General features: G+C 70.2%; 15 protein-coding genes. 6 read left to right on the top strand and 9 right to left on the bottom strand.

Features of this window, described 5'->3' with window-relative positions; translation table 11 throughout:
- Nucleotides 1–4: 4 nt before the first annotated feature.
- The 3 genes from IQ210_RS31765 to IQ210_RS31775 form a co-directional block, all read right to left on the bottom strand.
- A complete protein-coding gene (locus tag IQ210_RS31765; RefSeq protein WP_194082609.1) occupies nt 5–808 on the bottom strand; it encodes a rod shape-determining protein in 804 nt (267 codons plus the stop codon).
- The gene (locus IQ210_RS31770; protein ID WP_194082722.1) at nt 805–1,164 is read right to left on the bottom strand and encodes a TraR/DksA family transcriptional regulator; all 360 of its coding nucleotides are present in this window, start codon (nt 1,162–1,164) and stop codon (nt 805–807) included. Before IQ210_RS31770 ends, IQ210_RS31765 begins: the two co-directional genes overlap by 4 nt.
- Nucleotides 1,165–1,225: 61 nt before the next feature.
- On the bottom strand, nt 1,226–1,552 hold the full coding sequence (locus tag IQ210_RS31775) for a TraR/DksA family transcriptional regulator (RefSeq protein WP_194082610.1): 327 nt from the start codon (nt 1,550–1,552) through the stop codon (nt 1,226–1,228).
- Nucleotides 1,553–1,894: 342 nt separating this feature from the next.
- Here IQ210_RS31775 and IQ210_RS31780 point away from each other — a divergent pair, with 342 nt between their 5' ends.
- The 3 genes from IQ210_RS31780 to secD all read left to right on the top strand — a co-directional run bounded on the left by IQ210_RS31780 (nt 1,895) and on the right by secD (nt 6,413).
- A complete protein-coding gene (locus tag IQ210_RS31780) occupies nt 1,895–2,848 on the top strand; it encodes a HAMP domain-containing sensor histidine kinase (RefSeq protein WP_194082611.1) in 954 nt (317 codons plus the stop codon).
- Nucleotides 2,845–3,510: a response regulator transcription factor gene (locus tag IQ210_RS31785; RefSeq protein WP_194082612.1), complete on the top strand. Its 666-nt coding sequence runs from the start codon at nt 2,845–2,847 to the stop codon at nt 3,508–3,510. The genes IQ210_RS31780 and IQ210_RS31785 overlap by 4 nt, the downstream gene beginning before the upstream one ends.
- 632 nt (nt 3,511–4,142) lie before the next feature.
- On the top strand, nt 4,143–6,413 hold the full coding sequence (gene secD, locus IQ210_RS31790; RefSeq protein WP_194082613.1) for a protein translocase subunit SecD: 2,271 nt from the start codon (nt 4,143–4,145) through the stop codon (nt 6,411–6,413).
- Nucleotides 6,414–6,711: 298 nt separating this feature from the next.
- Here secD and IQ210_RS31795 read toward each other — a convergent pair whose 3' ends face one another.
- Nucleotides 6,712–7,602, bottom strand: coding sequence for a hypothetical protein (locus IQ210_RS31795; RefSeq protein WP_194082614.1), 891 nt, complete (start codon nt 7,600–7,602; stop codon nt 6,712–6,714).
- Nucleotides 7,603–8,186: 584 nt separating this feature from the next.
- Between IQ210_RS31795 and IQ210_RS31800 the strand changes: the two genes are divergently transcribed.
- From IQ210_RS31800 to IQ210_RS47420, 3 genes are all read left to right on the top strand, one after another.
- Nucleotides 8,187–8,861: an SDR family NAD(P)-dependent oxidoreductase gene (locus tag IQ210_RS31800; RefSeq protein ID WP_194082615.1), complete on the top strand. Its 675-nt coding sequence runs from the start codon at nt 8,187–8,189 to the stop codon at nt 8,859–8,861.
- 122 nt (nt 8,862–8,983) lie between these two features.
- Nucleotides 8,984–9,415 (top strand): alpha/beta hydrolase, encoded by a 432-nt coding sequence (locus IQ210_RS47415; RefSeq protein ID WP_228048664.1) that lies wholly within the window; start codon nt 8,984–8,986, stop codon nt 9,413–9,415.
- Nucleotides 9,408–10,283 carry an alpha/beta hydrolase fold domain-containing protein gene (locus IQ210_RS47420; protein ID WP_228048666.1) on the top strand — a complete coding sequence of 292 codons (876 nt, stop codon included), beginning with the start codon at nt 9,408–9,410 and terminating at the stop codon, nt 10,281–10,283. Before IQ210_RS47415 ends, IQ210_RS47420 begins: the two co-directional genes overlap by 8 nt.
- Nucleotides 10,284–10,799: 516 nt before the next feature.
- Here the strand turns inward: IQ210_RS47420 and IQ210_RS31810 are convergent.
- The 5 genes from IQ210_RS31810 to IQ210_RS31830 form a co-directional block, all read right to left on the bottom strand.
- Nucleotides 10,800–12,335: a sensor histidine kinase gene (locus IQ210_RS31810; protein ID WP_194082616.1), complete on the bottom strand. Its 1,536-nt coding sequence runs from the start codon at nt 12,333–12,335 to the stop codon at nt 10,800–10,802.
- The gene (locus IQ210_RS31815; protein ID WP_194082617.1) at nt 12,332–13,075 is read right to left on the bottom strand and encodes a response regulator transcription factor; all 744 of its coding nucleotides are present in this window, start codon (nt 13,073–13,075) and stop codon (nt 12,332–12,334) included. Before IQ210_RS31815 ends, IQ210_RS31810 begins: the two co-directional genes overlap by 4 nt.
- A gap of 51 nt (nt 13,076–13,126) precedes the next feature.
- Entirely contained in the window at nt 13,127–15,376 is a 2,250-nt protein-coding gene (locus tag IQ210_RS31820; RefSeq protein ID WP_228048668.1) for an ArnT family glycosyltransferase, read from the bottom strand.
- A 17-nt stretch (nt 15,377–15,393) separates the two neighbouring features.
- Complete coding sequence (locus IQ210_RS31825; protein ID WP_194082618.1) at nt 15,394–16,683, bottom strand: bifunctional glycosyltransferase family 2/GtrA family protein; 1,290 nt, start codon at nt 16,681–16,683, stop codon at nt 15,394–15,396.
- Nucleotides 16,684–16,835: 152 nt separating this feature from the next.
- A complete protein-coding gene (locus IQ210_RS31830; RefSeq protein WP_194082619.1) occupies nt 16,836–17,672 on the bottom strand; it encodes a fumarylacetoacetate hydrolase family protein in 837 nt (278 codons plus the stop codon).
- Nucleotides 17,673–17,677 lie beyond the last annotated feature (5 nt).

The following is a 17,677-nucleotide window of genomic DNA, read 5'->3' on the forward strand; positions in this document are numbered from 1 at the left end:
TGACCTAGTCGCGGTGCACCGGGTCGGCGAGCGCGGAGGGGTGGGCGTGAGCAGCCTGGAGAAGTCGTGCGGCGCCCCGCACCGCGCTGGTGTGTGGGGCCGGGACGGGCTGGACGGGCGCGTGGAGCCGGTCGACGAGTGGGGAGGTGATGTCAGCTCGTAGCGCGCCTCCGCCGGCGAGGAGTGGACCCCGTCGGAGGGCGTCCATCGTCAGAGACGTGTGATCTTGGTCCAGCATGGTGGTCACCATGGCGACGACCGCTTCGGTGATCCGCGTCGGTGGGGTGCGGATGTCCAGGTCGCTGGTGCCCAGGGTGGTGCGGAGGGCGTTGGTCACCGCGCCGTCGGCGAGCAGTGTGACCTCGGTGAGGTGGGCGCCGACGTCCACGACGAGCAGGGGGCGGGTCAGGTCGGCGTCTGCGGCCACGGCCACGGCGCGTGCGGTGGGGACGGTCAGGACCGTGCGCGGGCGCAGGACTTCGACCGCGGTGCGGGCTTCGGCCCGGTAGGCCATGCCGCCCAGTGCGGGCGTGGTCAGGATGAGCAGGGGGCGGCCGAAACGGGGCAGGCGGTGGCCGAGCAGCCGGTCGAGCATCCTGGCGGTTCCAGGGGTGTCGACAATGGTGCCGCGCTGAATGGGGTACGTGGCGCCGGCGCCGGGGGAGGTGACCGTGGGCACGTCGAGGATCATGCATCGCCCGGACGTCCAGGCTCGGGTGCGGGCGCTCCCCAGATCGAGGGCTATGCCGGTGCACCGTCGGCACCAGGGCCACAAGCGGTGCCGGGCAGCCACGGGACGCGTGGTCACCGGCCGGCCTCCCTGACCTGCTGGCAGCGGGCGCAGTAGCGGGCCTGCGGCACGATCATCAGTCGCTCGCGGGCGATGGGTCCGCGGCACAGATGGCAGGTGCCGTAGCGGCCCTCGTCCATCCGCTCGAGGGCGGCCTCGACGTCGGCCAGAACCATGCGCGCGGAGGCGGCGAGCTTGACGCGGACCTCGGTCTGCGCCGCGGCCTGCCGGTCGAGAGCCGCGTCGAGGCGGGTCGTGGCGGCGTCCGACAGCTGCTGAAGCTGTTCCTGGCGGAACAGACGTTGTTCGTGCAGGTTCTCGCGCAGTGCGGCGAAGTCCTCGACCGAGAGCGTGGTGTGGGGGTCCTCGACCATTTGTTGGTTCACCAAGTCACCTCCTGGGCAAGGCGGGAGAGGGAGTGCCGGGCGGCGTCCGTCAGGCGGTGTCACGCTGGCAGGGCACGCAGAACGGGGTGTAGGGCAGGATCTCCAGGCGTTCGACCGGGATGGTCGTGGAGCAGTTCTGGCAGATGCCGTAGCTACCGTCTCGAACGCGGGCGAAGGCGGCCTCGACCTGGGCGAGGACCCGCTTGATGGTGGCTTTCTGCGCGGACATCACCTGTTCCTCCGCGTCAGGTCCGGCCTCGCCGATGGCCCGCAGTTGGGTGAGGCGGGAGGCACGTTCGTGTTCGAGGCGCTGGAGGGCCTCATGCGCCGTCAGCCGCTCGCGACGGATCTCGGTCTGGGGCGTGTCGAGCGACATGGCCGTTCCTTCTTTCTGGATGGAGGCGGAGCGCGCCGCGCAGGCGGCAGCCGGGGGTGAGGGCCGGGGAGTCACGGGGTCGGTTGATGCGTCCAGCGTTGCCGTGCTGCCGCGGAGAACCAATCGGGCGCGATACCCATCTGTGGCAAGGCCCGGGACCCATTGCGGCGTGGGCAGGCGAGGTTCCGGGAAATGGGTGGTGGAGCCCATCGATTGCGGCGCCGGAAGCGGGCAGCCTGGACGGCAGGCCGGTTGAGACCCGTGGCCGCGGCTCATTCATGAGGCGCGCGGTGACAGACGGTGGAAACGAAGCCGTGTCACCTAGAGAGAGGCGTCATCGCGGTGTCCCTGTTCTGGCGGATCTTCGCGCTCAACGCGGTCGTGCTGGGAAGCGCCACCGCGCTGCTGCTGTGGGCTCCGGTCACCGTCTCCGTGCCGGTGCTCCTGACCGAGGCGGTCATCCTCGTGGCCGGCCTGGTCGTCATGCTGGTCGCCAACGCGGCCCTGCTACGGATCGGCCTGACCCCGCTCGACCGGCTCACCCGGCTGATGACCACCGTGGACCTGCTGCGCCCCGGTCAGCGGCTGCCGGAAAGCGGCCTCGGCGAGACCGCCGAGCTGATCCGCACCTTCAACGCCATGCTGGAGCGCCTCGAGCACGAACGGGCCACCAGCAGCGCCCGTGCCCTGTCCGCACAGGAGGCGGAGCGCCGCCGTATCGCCCAGGAGCTGCACGACGAGGTCGGCCAGAGCATGACCGCGATCCTGCTGGCGCTGGAGCGGGCCGCCGGTGAGGCGGATGAGCCCCTGCGCAGCGAGCTCCGACAGGCGCAGGAGATCACCCGGGGAAGCCTGGACGAGGTGCGCCGCCTGGTCCGCCGACTACGGCCGGGCGCTCTGGAGGACCTCGGTCTGGTCAGCGCACTGACCTCGCTGACCAGCGAGTTCGCCACCCACGTCGGGTTGCGCGTGGTGCGCCGCTTCGACACCGGGCTGCCCGCGCTGGACCAGCAGACGGAACTGGTGCTGTACCGCGTCGCCCAGGAAGCCCTGACCAACGCCGCCCGCCACGCCGAGGCCGACGAGGTCGAGGTGAGCCTGCGCCACACCGGCGGAGCGTTGGTGCTTGCCGTCAGCGACGACGGCCGCGGCACCGGCGCCGCCCGCGAAGAAGCGGGAATCCGCGGAATGCGCGAGCGAGCCCTGTTGATCGGGGCCGCGCTGGATGTCACCTCACAGCCGCAGGCCGGTACGACGGTCCGGCTGACCGTGCCCCTTCTCAGGAAGCAGCGATGACCAAGCCCCACACATCAGTGATCCGTATCCTCGTCGCCGACGACCACGCTCTGGTCCGTCGTGGGGTACGGCTGATCCTCGACCGGGAGCCGGACCTCGAGGTCGTCGCCGAGGCGGGGGACGGCGCGGAGGCCATCGAGCTGGCCCGTACCCATGACGTCGACCTGGCGGTCATGGACATCGCGATGCTCAGGAAGACCGGCCTGCAGGCCACCCGGGAACTCCTCGCGCTGAAGCCCGGCGTACGGGTGCTGATGCTGACGATGCACGACAACGAGCAGTACTTCTTCCAGGCGTTGAAGGCCGGCGCCAGTGGCTATGTGCTGAAGTCCGTGGCGGACCGCGACCTGGTGGCGGCCTGCCGGGCCGCGATGCGTGACGAACCCTTCCTGTATCCGGGCGCGGTCACCGCGCTCATCCGCCACTACCTCGACCGGGTCCGCCAGGGGGAGGAGCCGTCCGAGCGGGTGCTGACGGCACGGGAGGAGGAGGTCCTCAAACTCGTCGCCGAGGGCCACTCCTCCAAGGAGATCGCGGAGATGCTCTTCATCAGCATCAAGACCGTCCACCGGCACCGGGAGAACCTGCTGCACAAGCTGGGCCTGCGCGACCGGCTGGAACTCACCCGTTACGCGATCCGCGCCGGCCTCATCGAAGCCTGAGACCGCTGACTCCTCAGGGCACCGGCTGCCCACTCCCCAGCCGGGGTCCTGAGGTACCGGCTGCCACCTACGGGCTGCCGCCGATGAGAAGGGAGAAGGGGGGATGGCTCGCTTCGCACGCCCTGTGACGCGCACGCGTGGACCTCGCTCGGCAACGGTGTGGGTCGTCCTGCTCGCTGTCCTCGCCGTCTTGCCCGGCTCGTACGCCCCGGGCAGTGAGCACCCCCGTGCGCTGAGTGGCACAGCGGCCGCCGGCGAGGCCGCGTCGGCGCAGAGCGCGTCGTACGCGGACAGGTCGTCGTACGCGGACAGTGCGTCGTACGCGGACAGTGCGTCGTACGCGGACAGTGCAGACCCTGCGATCCCCACTCTTTCCGTACGAAGCGATCGCAACGGCACCGGCGAACGCCATGCTCCGCCGGTCGCCACCCCAGGGGCGGCGCGGGGGGCATCGGCCGCCCCGCTCCAGTGCACCCCGCCGCCCCCAGCGATCCCGCCCGCACCGCAGCAACCGGCACACCGTCACGGGGTCCGGGCTCCACCCGCGCTCTCCGGCATCTGAACCCTCACCTCTTCTCTCTTCTCCAGCGCGGCCACCGCGCTGGCCGCGCTGCGCCTGCCGGAGGCCCGCTGTGAAACGATCCCCGCACATCAGAGGACTGATCGCCCTCGCCACCGTCGCCCTGTCCCTGTACGTCGCGCTCACCGTTCCCGTCCACCTCGGACTCGACCTGCGCGGCGGCACCCGGATCATGCTGGAGACCCGTCCCACTTCCGCAGGGGACGCCGACGGCGAGGCCACAGACCGCACGGTGGAGGTGCTGCGCGGCCGCATCGACGCTCTCGGCGTCGCCGAACCCACCATCGCCCGCTCCGGCAGCGACCGGATCGTCGTCGAACTGCCCGGCCTGGAGGATCCGCGGAAGGCCGCCGAGGTGCTCGGCCGCACCGCCCAGCTCAGCTTCCACCAGGTGCTCGGTACGGTCGCCGGCGCCGACGATCTGCCCGAGCCGCTGCCCAAGCGGCCTCGCGAGCAGGTGTTGGCCGATGAGTCCGGCCAGCACCTGCGTCTGCGGGCGGCTTCACTGACCGGCAAGGACGTCGAGAGGGCAGCCGCGCGCTTCGACCAGCAGGGCGGTGCCGGATGGCACGTCACCGTCGACTTCAGGGGATCAGGCGAGGAGGGGTGGGCCCGCCTGACCGGCGAGGCCGCCTGCCACGCGGCTGGAGACCCGGGCCGCCGGGTCGCCATCGTCCTGGACGACAAGATCATCTCTTCGCCGCAGGTCGACCCGTCCGTCGCATGCCGCTCCGGCATCAGTGGCGGCTCCACCCAGATCACCGGCGCCTTCGACGACGGCGAGGCCAAGGAGCTGGCCCTGCTCATCAACGGAGGCGCGCTGCCGGTGCCGGTCGAGATCATCGAGCAGCGCACCGTCGGCCCCACCCTGGGTGCCGAAGCCATCACGGCCAGCGCGTGGGCCGCCGTCATCGGCACCGTACTGACCTCGCTGTTCATCATCGGCGTCTACCGCATCATGGGGTTCCTGGCGACCGTGGCGCTGGTCTGTTACGGCCTTCTCTCCTACGCCGCCCTCGCCGCCCTCGGGGCCACCCTCACCCTGCCGGGGCTCGCCGGGTTCGTGCTGGCCATCGGGATGGCGGTCGACGCCAACGTGCTCGTGTTCGAACGCGCCCGAGAGGAGTACGCCTCGGGCCACCGCCGTACCCCGCGGTCGGCCCTGACGTCCGGATTCCGCAGAGCCTTCAGCGCGATCGCCGACTCCGACATCACCACCCTCATCGCCGCCGGTCTGCTCTTCTTCCTCGCCTCCGGTCCCGTGCGCGGGTTCGGCGTTACGTTGGGCATCGGTGTCCTCGCCTCCATGATCAGCGCCCTGGTCATCACCCGCGCCCTCGCCGACTACGCGGTCGCCCGCCCCCACTTGCGCCGCCGCCCTCATCTCACCGGCATCGCCCACACCGGCACCGTCCGCGACCGCCTCAGCCGCAGCAAGCCGAACCTCCTGCGCCACCCGCGCCGATGGCTGGCAGCCTCCGCGGCCGCTCTCGTCCTGGCCGCCGCAGGGATCGCGGTGCGCGGCCTCGACTTCGGCGTCGAGTTCACCGGCGGCCGCCTCATCGAATACACCACGGCCGCCCCCGTCGACGCCGACCGGGCCCGCAGCGCGCTGGCCGACGCCGGGTTCCCCCGGGCCGTCGTCCAGACCTCCGGTGACAACCAGCTCACCATCCACACCCACCACCTGAGCAACACCCAGGCGGCAGCCATCACCGACACCTTCACCGACCTGGCGGGCAAAGCCGACAAGATCCGCGACGAAGCCATCGGGCCCAGCCTGGGCAAGGAGCTGCGCCGGGGCGCCCTCATCGCCCTCGTGGTCGCCCTCGGCGCCCAGCTGATGTATCTCGCGGCACGCTTCCGCTGGCTGCTGGGAACCTCCGCGGTCACCGCCCTCGCCCATGACGTCGTGATCCTCATCGGCGTCTTCGCATGGCTCGGCAAGCCCATTGACGGCGTCTTCCTGGCCGCGCTGTTGACCGTCATCGGCTACTCCGTCAACGACTCCGTCGTCGTCTTCGACCGGATCAGGGAACTGGGCCGGCGTGACCACAAGGAGTCCTTCGCCCGCGTCGCCAATCAGGCGCTCCTGCAGACCCTGCCCCGCACCGTCAACACCGGCATGGGCGCCGCCTTCATCCTCACCGCACTGGCCGTCCTTGGCGGCGACACCCTGACCGACTTCGCTCTCGCACTCCTCATCGGCCTGGTGGTGGGCACGTACTCCTCGATGTTCATCGCGACACCGCTGGCCATCGAACTGCAGAAACACGGCAGGTCCGGTCGCATTCCCGCGGCCAGGGGCAGCACGCGCGCATGAGGTCGCGGAGGCCCGGTCCTGGACGTCCGTGATGATCAGGCGACGGGCTCCAGCCGGACACGGCACCGGCCCGGGCTGGGCGACAGACAGGCTGCATACCTGCTCTCGTCCAGCCCGTGCGGGACTCCGCGCACCAGGTGCAGGTTCATGCCACACACCGTCTGCGTGTGCTCACCCGCGAGAGGGGAGTTGTCCAGCACAACGGGAGGAGGCAGTGATTCTGGGGGAGCAGTCGGACGGCACTGACCTGCCCATAGTCTCCCGGCTCCCGCGTTCTCAGCTGCGCGGAGCGGGCGCTTCACTCGATGAAGACCTTCACGGAGTCGGGGCTCCCGCCGTTTCGGTTGACGCCGATCAAGAAGTCGCTCCCAATGTGGGTGACATCTTCGATCTCGTCGGTCAGGTTGTTCCCCGGAATCCCGATGTCGCTCTCCACGTCACCTCCGGACCAGTTGTACTGGTACACCCAGTTCCACCCGGTTTCGGGAGTTGACGTGTTGATGGACTTGGTGTTCCAGATGTAGTTCTCGGAGCAGTCGGTGCCTTGGTCGGAACGATTGTCGTGGCTCGTCAGGTTGCTCTTCACCAGCGTCCATCCGCTCGTCAGCGAACCGGCACCGGGATGGGTCCACAGGTATCCCGAGCGGCGGGCAGCATATTTGCCGGCTCCGTCGGCCGCCGTCGCGCTGTAGCAGAGGCCGCTGATATTGCCGACGGGTAGATGGACCACCTCGCTTGCGCCGACAGATCCCGACGAGCTCAGGTGAATGATCGTCACATCGGCGCTCGGGTACGCCGATTCACTTCCCTGGGTGGCAATCAACGCAGGACCCTGGCCCTGATAGTTCGGATGGTAGGCGAGGTCGTTGCCGTGGCCGAGTGCGGGTATGGAGGTCGGCGCCCCGGCGCAGGTCCAGCTGGCGCCGTCCCAGGTCGAGCCGTCACGCAACCACCTGGACAGGACCGGCTCGGCCCCGCCCGCCTTGGTGAAGATGATGTAGAGCTGGCCGCCCGGCCCCGCGACCATGCCTTGCATGACGGTGCGTCCTGCCTTGCATGCACTGCTGTTCGGGATGTTCAGCCGTTCCGCCCCGCTCCTGTCTGTGGCGGCGTAGGCGGACGTTGTCGAGACAATGGCGATTCCGGTCAGGAGTGCCAGTACGGACGCGAAACTCAGTAGCCTTTTCACGCGGTGCCTCTCCTTTGTGGATGACGGGAGAGGCTAGCATTTGACATGCGCTCTGCATCTGATGTGACGTCAACCTGCCTTGAAATGCACGACCGTGACGGCACGTCAGCTCCCTGCGCCGAGTCGGCCCGCCGCTTGCGGCCCTTCCCGGTCGGGCCCATGTTCATCAGTGCCATGTAGATGCGGTTGAGGGTGGCCGTGACCGCGGCGGCGTAGGCGTCCCTGCGGTCGATGAAGGCGGCGTCGACCAGCTCGGTCTTGGTGGGGGAGTGTCGGAACGTGGTGGTGATCCCCACCCCTGACTCGAGGCGTTCAGGCCGTCCCTCGCGACGACCTGGCGCGCGGCGACGACGATCCGCTCCCGGTTGCGCTCGGCGTCGGTGCGCGGGGGCTGCCCGGCGGGGGCGTCGAGATGCTGGTCGCCACGGGGTATCCGTAGGAGTCCCAGCAATCGGATTGCCCTATCCATTTTTGATGGTACGGTTGATCGCGTGGAACCGGAATGGCCTATCCGCATCCTTGAATCGGATAGGCCTCTCCGGATATCCGCCGCTTCGTTCGTCCACCTTTCGGAAAGGATCGCTGTGACCAGCATCGCCATCGTCGGGGCCGGCCCTCAGCTCGGCCTGGCCATCGCCCGCACCTTCGGCTCCCAGGGCTTCGACGTCGCGCTGATCTCCCGCAACCGGGAGAAGCTCGACACCCTCGTCGGCAAGCTCACCGCAGAGGGCATCGCCGCCGCGGCGTTCCCCGCCGACGTCCTCGACCGCGACGCGCTCGGACAGGCACTCCAGGAGGCCGCCGCGAAGTTCGGCGGCGTCGATGTCCTGGAGTACTCCCCGGTCGCAGGCTTCACCACTGTCATGACCACCCCCGCCGAGACCGAACCGGCTCACGTCCAGCACGAGATGGAGTTCCAGCTCTACGGCGCGATCGCCGCGACCCGTGCCGTGCTCCCGGCGATGCGACAGGCCGGCGCGGGCACCCTGCTCTACACCACCGGCGCGGGCTCCATCGACCCCGTGCCGCAGGTCGGAAACATCAACGCCGCCGCCGCGGCGCTGCGCAACTGGGTGATCAACCTGCACAAGGAACTGGAAGGCACCGGCATCCAGGCGGCCCACGTCGGCATCGACGTCTCGATCGGCACCCCGGCCGTCCCAGGATTCCCCACGGCCCAGCCCGAGGAGATCTCGCCCGTCTACTGGGACCTGCACACCGCCAAGCGCGACCAGGCCGAACTCGTCTTCAGCCGCTGAGCCCACGCCGTCCTTGTTCTGCTTCGTCGAAACCGGATCGCGCCGCCGCGGTCGGCCACCCCAGCGGCGCGATCCTCAACCGGCACCAACACCCTTCTCAACCCTCCAGTCGAGATGAACTCATGACATACGCCTACGATCCCCAGATCACGCCCTGGCTCGAGATGCTCCCCAACGGGCCGTTCGCAGACTTCCGTGAGCTGCGCACCGTAGCCGAGGCAGCGGTCCGAGCCGGACTGCCTTCCTACGAGCCGGACATCCCGATCAGCACCCGCGACCTCACCGTCCCCGGACCCGACGACGCACCCGACGTCATGGTCCGCGTCTACACGCCGGCCGAACGCGACGAACTCCTGCCCGGCCTGCTGTACATCCACGGCGGCGGCTTCATCATGGGCAGCGTCGAGCAGTTCGACGCCCAGGCCACCCGCATCGCCGCCGAGGTCGGCACGGTCGTGGTCTCCGTCGAGTACCGCCTCGCCCCCGAGAACCCTACCCCGCCGGGCTGGGGTCCCCGAACTCGACGACCGCCTCCAGACGCCGTCGATGCGTGACTACGACGACGTCCCGCTGTGGAACAGCCACGCCAGCAGAATCAGTTGGGACTGCTATCTCGGCGAGGGCCGCCGGGGCACCGCCGACGTGTCCCCGTACGCCGCACCCGCGTGCGCCCAGGAGCTGACCGGACTGCCGCCCGCATTCGTCACGGCCAGTCAGTACGACCCGTTCCGCGACGAGGATGTCGACTACGCCCAGCGTCTCGCCCAGGCCGACGTCCCCCCGAACTCACCCTCTACCCCGGCGTCCTGCACGGAGGCGTCATCCCTGAGTCCGCGACGGGTGAACGCGTGGTCACCGACACGCTCGCGGCACTGCGCCGCGGCCTCGGCGTACAAAGCGGCTGACGCGTTCCCCTGTACGTATCCACATCGCCCGCCCGGAGAGAACCGCCGCCCTGCGCGAACCCCGTCAATCGGCGCGCCGCACCAGGCCATCTCAGGAAGACACGCGATGACTCTGACGGCCAGTCCACCCGGTCACGGCCCCAAGGCCGTCGGCCACCTTGCTCGCCGAGCGGATGACACACGGCGAGCAGGAGCGCCCCACGACGTCGCGAACATCCCGTCCCCGGCGTTCGCCCCGGGACACACGCTCCCGCCGAGTCCCGCCCGGTTACGGCGGCCGCGACCGCATGCTCACGGGGCCGCGGCCCGGCTGACGACCGCCGTGACAGCAGCCGGCGTACCGCACGATGTGAAGGAGCACCCGGCAGCCGGGGAACCTCCTCCCTCAACGCGGCGACAACGCCCCGCGCCGCTCCGCCCCCTGCGCGGCGCGGGGACCGGGCCCGAGCCGGCATCCACCACCCACGCCTGGCGCCAGATCGATCCGTTCCTCGGCGAGCACCCGGCGGATCCGTGACGTCCGACGCGGTCACTTCTGCCCGGGGCACGAACGCCCGGATCCGAAAGTCCACCCCGCGGTGCCGACCCCCGCCGGTCGCCCCGCCGCCCCGGCTGACCGAGCCCCTCCCTCAGCAATCCCCCCACCTATTCGAGGAGCAGACCGGAAATGACCACAACGACCACCGATCCGTCCTACGTCGATCCCGCGCTGGTCACCCCGCGTGCGATACGCCTGGTCGAGGCGTTCAAGGACGCCCTGGCCCAGCTGCGTGACGAGGAGGGCCTGACCTTCGACGACCTCAACGCGGCCGCCGACGTCCTGCAGCGGATCCAGACGGCCACCGGCGCATGCATCAGCCCCGGCGGCAGGAGCCCAGCCGGCGGCGAAGCCGCCCGGAGCCGCCCGCCGCCGACGCCTGACACCCCTCGGCGCAGCCATGACGCGGCGTGGCCGACTGTCTGTCGGAACGTCGGACGCCCGTACCGGCGCGAGCACCGCGCATCACCTCTGGCACCCGAAGGCACCGACTCATCAACGGCCCTGCCCGAAGTCGGCCGCGGGGAGGAGCAGGCGGAAAGTGCAGCCCTCGCCCGGGACGGTATCGAGTTCGAGACGGCCGCCATGGCCCTGGGCGATGGCCGCGGCGATGGCGAGACCGAGGCCGCTCCCGCCGTGGCTGCGGGAACGGGCGGGGTCGGCCCGGTAGAAGCGCTCGAAGACGTGCTCGGCGTCGACGGGGGCGAGGCCCGGTCCTTCGTCCGCCACCTCGATCACGCTGACCGGGAGGCGCTCCGGGAGCGGCGGCGAGGCCGAGGTGCGTCCCGGCCGGTCGGTGCCGCCGGTTCCGGGTCCGGTCTCTGTCGTGCCCACCCGTACGTGGACACGGGTGCCCGGCGGCGTGTGGACGCGGGCATTGGACAGCAGATTCTCCAGGATCTGGCCCAGTCGGCGCGGGTCGCCGACGGTCTCGGCCACATCGAGTTCCTCGGTGCCGCCCGGATCTGCCGGAGTGTGCAGCGGGCCGAGGTCGACGGGATGAGACTGGCTGTGGACGGCGGCCGCGCTCACCGCGTCCGCCGCGAGGGAGAGCAGGTCGACCCGTTCTCTGCGGTAGGAGGGTTCGCGGTCCAGGGTGGCGAGCAGTTGGAGGTCGTCGACGAGCAGGCTCATGCGCTCCGCGTTCTGCGCGATGAACCGGTTGGCCTCCCGCAGCTCATGCTCCGGGCGCCGCTCCGGACGCAGCGCGAGCTGGGCGTAGCCCTGGATGGCGGTGAGCGGAGTGCGCAGTTCGTGCCCGGCGTCCGCGACGAACCGGCGCAGCCGTGCCTCGGAGGCCTCTCGGGCCAGCAGGGCGGTCTGCAGTTTGTCGAGCATGGAATTCAACACCCGGCCGAGCCGTCCGATCTCGGTGCGCGGGTCGGTGTCCGGCAGCCGCAGATCGAGCCGGCCCGCGGTGATGTCCTGGGCGGTTCGCTCCGTCCTGGTCAGTGGCAGCAGTCCCAGCCTGACCACCCACCGGCCCAGGGCGAGCAGGCCGGCGATCGTGACAGCGAGCAGCACGGCGTTCAGCCACAACAGCTTCGAGGTGGCGCCGTCGACGGTGTCGAGCGGCAGGGCGACCACCGCGCTCATGCCGTCCGGGCCGGGATTGAGCAACACCCGCCAGCGGCCGTCACCGCTGATGGCGGACACAGTTTCCGGATGCCCGTCCCGCACGCCGAGGTCCTGCGCCTGATCGGCCAGCCGTGGCCCCGGCTTTGCCTCCGTGCCGAGGGAGTTGTTCAGGCGATGCCCGGAGGAGTCGTAGAAGTAGACGTGGAAATCCGACGGCAGCACGTCCGGGCGTTCGGTCGGCGCGGGGAAAGCGCCACGGAGGGCGTCGTAGAAGGCCGGGGTCGGGGGGTGGAACTCCACCAGCTGCTGGTCGACGCGATCGAGCAGCCAGGAGCGGAGCACCACGTAGCCGATGGCCTGGGAGATCAGGACCGCCGCCGTGGCAAGGACAGTCACGCCGAGGATCAGTCGTTGTCGCAGTGAGCCGGGCGGCCGGGGCAGGCGGGGGATCACTGCTCCGGCGTCCCCTCGTGGTCGCGGGGCAGCCGCAGGCAGTAGCCGACGCCGCGCACGGTCTGGATGAGCGGCGGCTCGAAGCAGTCGATCTTCCTGCGCAGGTAGCGGACGTACGTCTCGATGATCCTGGCGTCACCGGCGAAGTCGTAGCTCCAGACGTGGTCAAGGATCTGGACCTTGCTCACCACCTGGCCGGCGTTGGACAGGAGGTAGGCCAGGAGCTTGAACTCGGTCGGGGACAGGGCGATGTACTGTCCCGCGCGGTGCACCTCGTGAGCGCCCTCGTCGAGTTCGAGGTCGGCGTAGCGCAGGACGCTCGGGAGTGGGAGTGCCGCGTCCACTGGTGCCGTGCGGCGCAGGATGGCCTCGATGCGCAGCAGCACCTCCTCGATGCTGAACGGTTTGGAGACGTAGTCGTCGCCGCCGGCGCTCAGGCCCTGGATGCGGTCGTCGGTGCCGGTGCGGGCGGTCAGGAACAGGATCGGACAGTCGTCACCCGCCGCCCGCAGCCTGCGGGTCACCTCGAAGCCGTCCAGGTCGGGCAGCATCACGTCGAGCAGCACCAGGTGCGGTCGCAGGCGTTCGACCTCGACGAGGGCGGACTGTCCGGTGTCGGTGCTGCTCACCTCATATCCGGTCAGGCGGAGCGTCGCCTCCAGCAGGGTGCGGATGCTGGGCTCGTCCTCGACCACGAGAAGCCGATGTCGCGGACGAGTCGTTGCGGACTGCTCGGTCATGACGTGATGCTGGTCCGTTCTCCCGTGTGGTCCCCGTTGCTCCGGCGTCGCCTACTTGGCGGCGCAGTCGTAGAGCACGTCGGCTCCTGCTCCGAAGTCCATCGCGCTACCGCTGCTCTTCTCCGACGACGTGCCGCCGTACGCCGATGCCGGAACCTTGGTGCAGTTGTCAGCGATCCAGTCGGAACGCTGCTTGGTGTGGTTGCCGGACCCGGGCATGCCCGGCCTGCCGCCGCCGTTCGTGTCGGAGCCCAGGACGTAGCGTAGTTCCCCGCTCTTCGTCCACTCCTTCAACTGGTCCACCGACGGCGCGTTGTCGCTGCCCGTGAAACCACCCATGCCGATGACGGTCTCGTCGGAGCCCAGGATGAAGGAGCCGGCGGCCATGGCACCGCCTTCGACGGCGAGCTTGATGCGGGCGCGGGGTGCGTGCTCCACCGCGTAGTCGAGGATCTTGCGCTGCTCGTTGGTGAGTTCCGCGCCACCGCCGAAGCCGCCGCGTCCGCTCGGGGCCTTCCCGGAACCGCCGCCGGGGAACGACGGCATGTCGCTGTCTCCCGAGGACGAGCCTCCGGACATGCCGGGCATGCCGTTCGCTCCCCCTGTGGGCATATCGGACGGCATACCTGACGGCATGCCCGAAGGAACATCGCCGGAGGAGGGCTGACCGGACTGTCCCGAAGGCGCGTCACCACCCGGGAAGCCCGACGGCATCCCCGACGACGGAAGGTCACCGTCGTTCCCGCTCTGCCGGGGCATCCGGCCGCCCCCGCCGAAGCCGAACGTCGTCGGACCGGCCGTCGGGTTGGAGCCGCCCATCGCGGATGTCGAGCCCGGTACGCTGACCGCCCACGCTCCTGGGGCCACCAGGACCGACGCGACGGCGGCACCCACGGCGACCGTCAGCAGCCTGCCACGCCGCCGCGCGAGGAGCAGCAGGACGACCGCGGCGCAGCCGAGCAGCAGGACCGGCCACACCAGCCAGCCGTTCCAGTCGGAGTCGCGGCGGACCAGTGCCACCGCCCAGACCGCGCTCACCGCGACCGCGGCCACGCCCACCAGGGGCGCCCAGCGCACGCCGGCACGGTGGGCACGGACCAGGGTGGCGGTCAGGCCGCCGCACAGGGCGGCGATCGCCGGAGCGAGCTGAGTGGTGTAGTAGGGGTGGAAGATGCCCTTCTGTGTCGAGTACACGGCCGCGCAGACCACCAGCCAGGTCCCCCACAGCAGCCAGCCGGCGGCCGGCAGCAGGGCGTCGGCGGACAGCATGCCGCGTCGGCGCATCACCACGCCGACCAGGGCGACGGCCAAGGCCAGTGCGCTGACTGGCAGCAGCCAGCTGATCTGGCCGCCCACCTGCGCGTTGAACAACCGGCCCAGGCCGGACGCGCCACCGAACCCGCCGCCGAGCCCGCCCATGCTCTGGGACATTCCGTCGCTCGAGCCGAAGACCCGGCCCAGCCCGTTGTAGCCGACCACGAGATCCCAGGCCGAACCGTCCTTGCTGCCGCCGATGTAGGGGCGGTCGCCCGGCCACAGGGCGACCATGGCGACCCACCACAAGGAGGACGCCGCCAGGATGGCCCCCGCGCCCAGCAGACGCCGCACTCGCGGTATCCAGGGGCCGCTTCCTCCCACGAGCCAGGCGAGGGTGAACGCGGGAATGACCATCCAGGCGGCGAGCATTTTGGTGAGGAATCCGCACCCGATCAGGAAGCCGCTCGCACACAGCCACCAGGTCGCGGTCCTGCCCTCGGCCTGCAACGCGCGGGTGAGCGCGTACGCCGCGGACACCAGCAGCAGGACGAGCAGCGTGTCGGGGTTGTTGTCCCGGTTGATGGCCACGGTGATGGGCGTGAGAGTGAGCACGAGCGCGGCGACCAGCGCCGCCCCCTCCCCAGCCCAGCGCCGCACGGTGCGGTGCAGGACGAGGACCGCGGCCACGCCCTCGATCATCTGCGGCAGGACCAGCGCCCAGCCGTGCAGCCCGAAGATCTTGCTGCTGATCACCTGCGGCCACAGCGCCGCCGGCGGCTTGTCGACCGTGATCACCCCGGCCGGGTCGAAGGAGCCGAAGAGGAAGTTGGTCCAGCTCTTCCCCATCGACTTCACGGCCGCGGAGTAGTAGCTGTTGGCCCATTCCAGGGAACCCAGTGACCAGCCGTACAGGACGGCCGCGAGCACGAGGATCGCTCCGAGTGCGGCCGGTGCCGCCCAGGCGGGCAGCGGGCGGACGAACGCAGGCGAATCGCCGGGTGTTGAGGCGGCCGGTACGGGCTTGAGGTGCGTGGGATTGCTCATGTCGGAAGTCGCTCTCGTCAGCGGGTACGGCGGGGGGCGCTGGTGAAGACGGCCAGCCGCAGCACGGCGAAGCGCACGCAGGTGACCGCGACGGATGCCGTGGCGAGGATCGCGGTCTCCGCGGCTGTCGAGGCCCCGGGGTCGATCGACTTGAACCCCAGCACCGCGGCGGAGGTGACCAGGTACCCCAGGACGAACAGGCCTCCGGCGCCCAGGTGCGCCCGCGCTGGCGGAGCAGTGGAGTACCGGAAGGTGAGGCGTCGGTTCGCCTCCGTGTTGAGGACGGTGAGGACGAACAGCGAGACCAGGTTGGCGACGGCCGGGCTCCACCAACCTCGCAGCAGCCAGTACAGCAGCGCCTGCCCGACCGTGGAGAGGACACCGATCGCCAGGAAGCAGCCGACCTCCCACGACAACGGGCCACGTCGGGTAGCGGGTGCGAGGACCGCGTCGGGGTGCTCGGCGGCCGGTGCGGGGCGAGACGGTACGTCGACCCGGGCGTCGCCGGATGCCTTGAGCCGCGCCATCCGCCACAGGCCCCGCAGGTCGTCGGTGGCGGTGTTCACCACGTCCACCCGGGTGTCGACGTCCTCGACCCAGTCGACGGGGACCTCGTGGACCCGCAGGCCGTTGTGCTCGGCGAGCAGCAGCAGCTCGGTGTCGAAGAACCACGCGTCGTCGCGGGTCACTTGCAGCAACGGCCGCAGCACCTCGGTGCGGGCCGCCTTGAATCCGCACTGGGCGTCGGTGAACCGGACGCCGTGCGTGAGCCGGATGATGCCGTTGTAGCAGCGGGAGATGAACTCGCGGCGCGGGCCGCGCACCGTGCGCGACCCAGGTGCCAGCCGGGAACCGATGGCGAGGTCCGAGTGACCGCTGGCCAGGGGTGCGACCAGCGGAAGCAGCCCGTCGAGGCCGGTGGACAGGTCCACGTCCATGTACGCGACGATGTCCGCGTCGCTGGCGCCCCAGACGGTGCGCAGGGCGAGCCCGCGGCCCTTGCGGTCGAGGTGGACGACGCCGACGCCCGGCAGTTCGTCGGCGAGGCGACGGGCGGTGGCGAGGGTCTCGTCGGTGCTGGCGTTGTCGGCGACCGTGATCCGCCATGGAAAGGGGAAGTCCGCCGCCAGTCGGGCGTGGAGTGTGCGCAGGCAGCCGGGCAGGGCGCGTTTCTCGTTGTAGACCGGCACGACGATGTCGACCGTCGCGGTACCGGCCTGTGCGTGAAGGGGCCGCTCGACCTGCTGGAACGGGGCCAAGCGCTCCGGGCGGGCGGTGGTCTCGGTGAGGTGGGGGGTGGGAGTCATGGCTTCCTCAGGCGTGAGGGGACGGCAGACTGCGGCTCTGAGGCCCTGGTCCGGGCCGCGGCCTCACTGTTGCCGCCCTGCCTGTGGAGGCGGGGAAAGAACGCTGGGAACTGACGGGGAGTCAGATCTATGGCCGAAAGTGCTCCCACGGTTCACTGCGAACCCGACCGCACCACGGAGTTCCTGAGTTCCCCGACACCCTTGATCTCGGTGACCATGTCCACACCGGGGTACAGAAGGACCTCGGGTTCGCCAACGGTGCCGGGTCCGGCCGGTCTGCCCATCGTGATCAGGTCTCCGGGCAGCAGCGTGATCACGGTGCTGACATGGGCGATGACGGTGGCGACGTCGAAGATCAGCTGCGAGGTGTTCGCCCTCTGGCGGACCCGCCCGTCGATGACACAGCTCATCGTCAGACCGCGGCCGCCCATCGGCACGTCGTCGGTGGTGACCATGGCGGGGCCCACCAGGGTGACGTCGGTGGACAGTCCCGACGCGGGGGCGCTTCCCGAGTCGCTCCGCGCGGCCACGCCGTTGACGACGGTGTAGCCCGCGACATGGCGCAGCGCCGTCTGGGCCGTGACCCCACGGGTCCGGCACCCGATCACCAGGCCCAACTCCACGCCCCAGTCCACGTTCCGTCCCTCGGCCGGCAGGCAGATGGCGTCGCGGGCACCGACAACGCCTTGGCCGCCTTGCCGCACGGAGAACACCGGAACGGTGGGGAAGGAGGTGCCTGTCTCTTGTACCCGTGCGGCGTAGTTGGGCCCAACACGAACGATCTTGCTCGGCCGGGTGATGAGGGGCGCGTAGGAGATGTCGTCCAGCCTGTGGCGTTCATCGCTTTCATCAGCGGCTCGTTCCCGCCAGTCCTCGCCGGAGGCGATCAGCGTCCCGACGTCCGGGTAGGGCAGCACCACGCAGTGCTTCTTCTGCAGACGTGCGGCGGCTGTACGGCCTTGTCCCAGTCGTACGGTGCTGAGCTTCACCGGTG

It is taken from the genome of Streptomyces justiciae (genome assembly GCF_015163075.1).
GTDB classification, from domain to species: Bacteria; Actinomycetota; Actinomycetes; order Streptomycetales; family Streptomycetaceae; genus Streptomyces; species Streptomyces justiciae.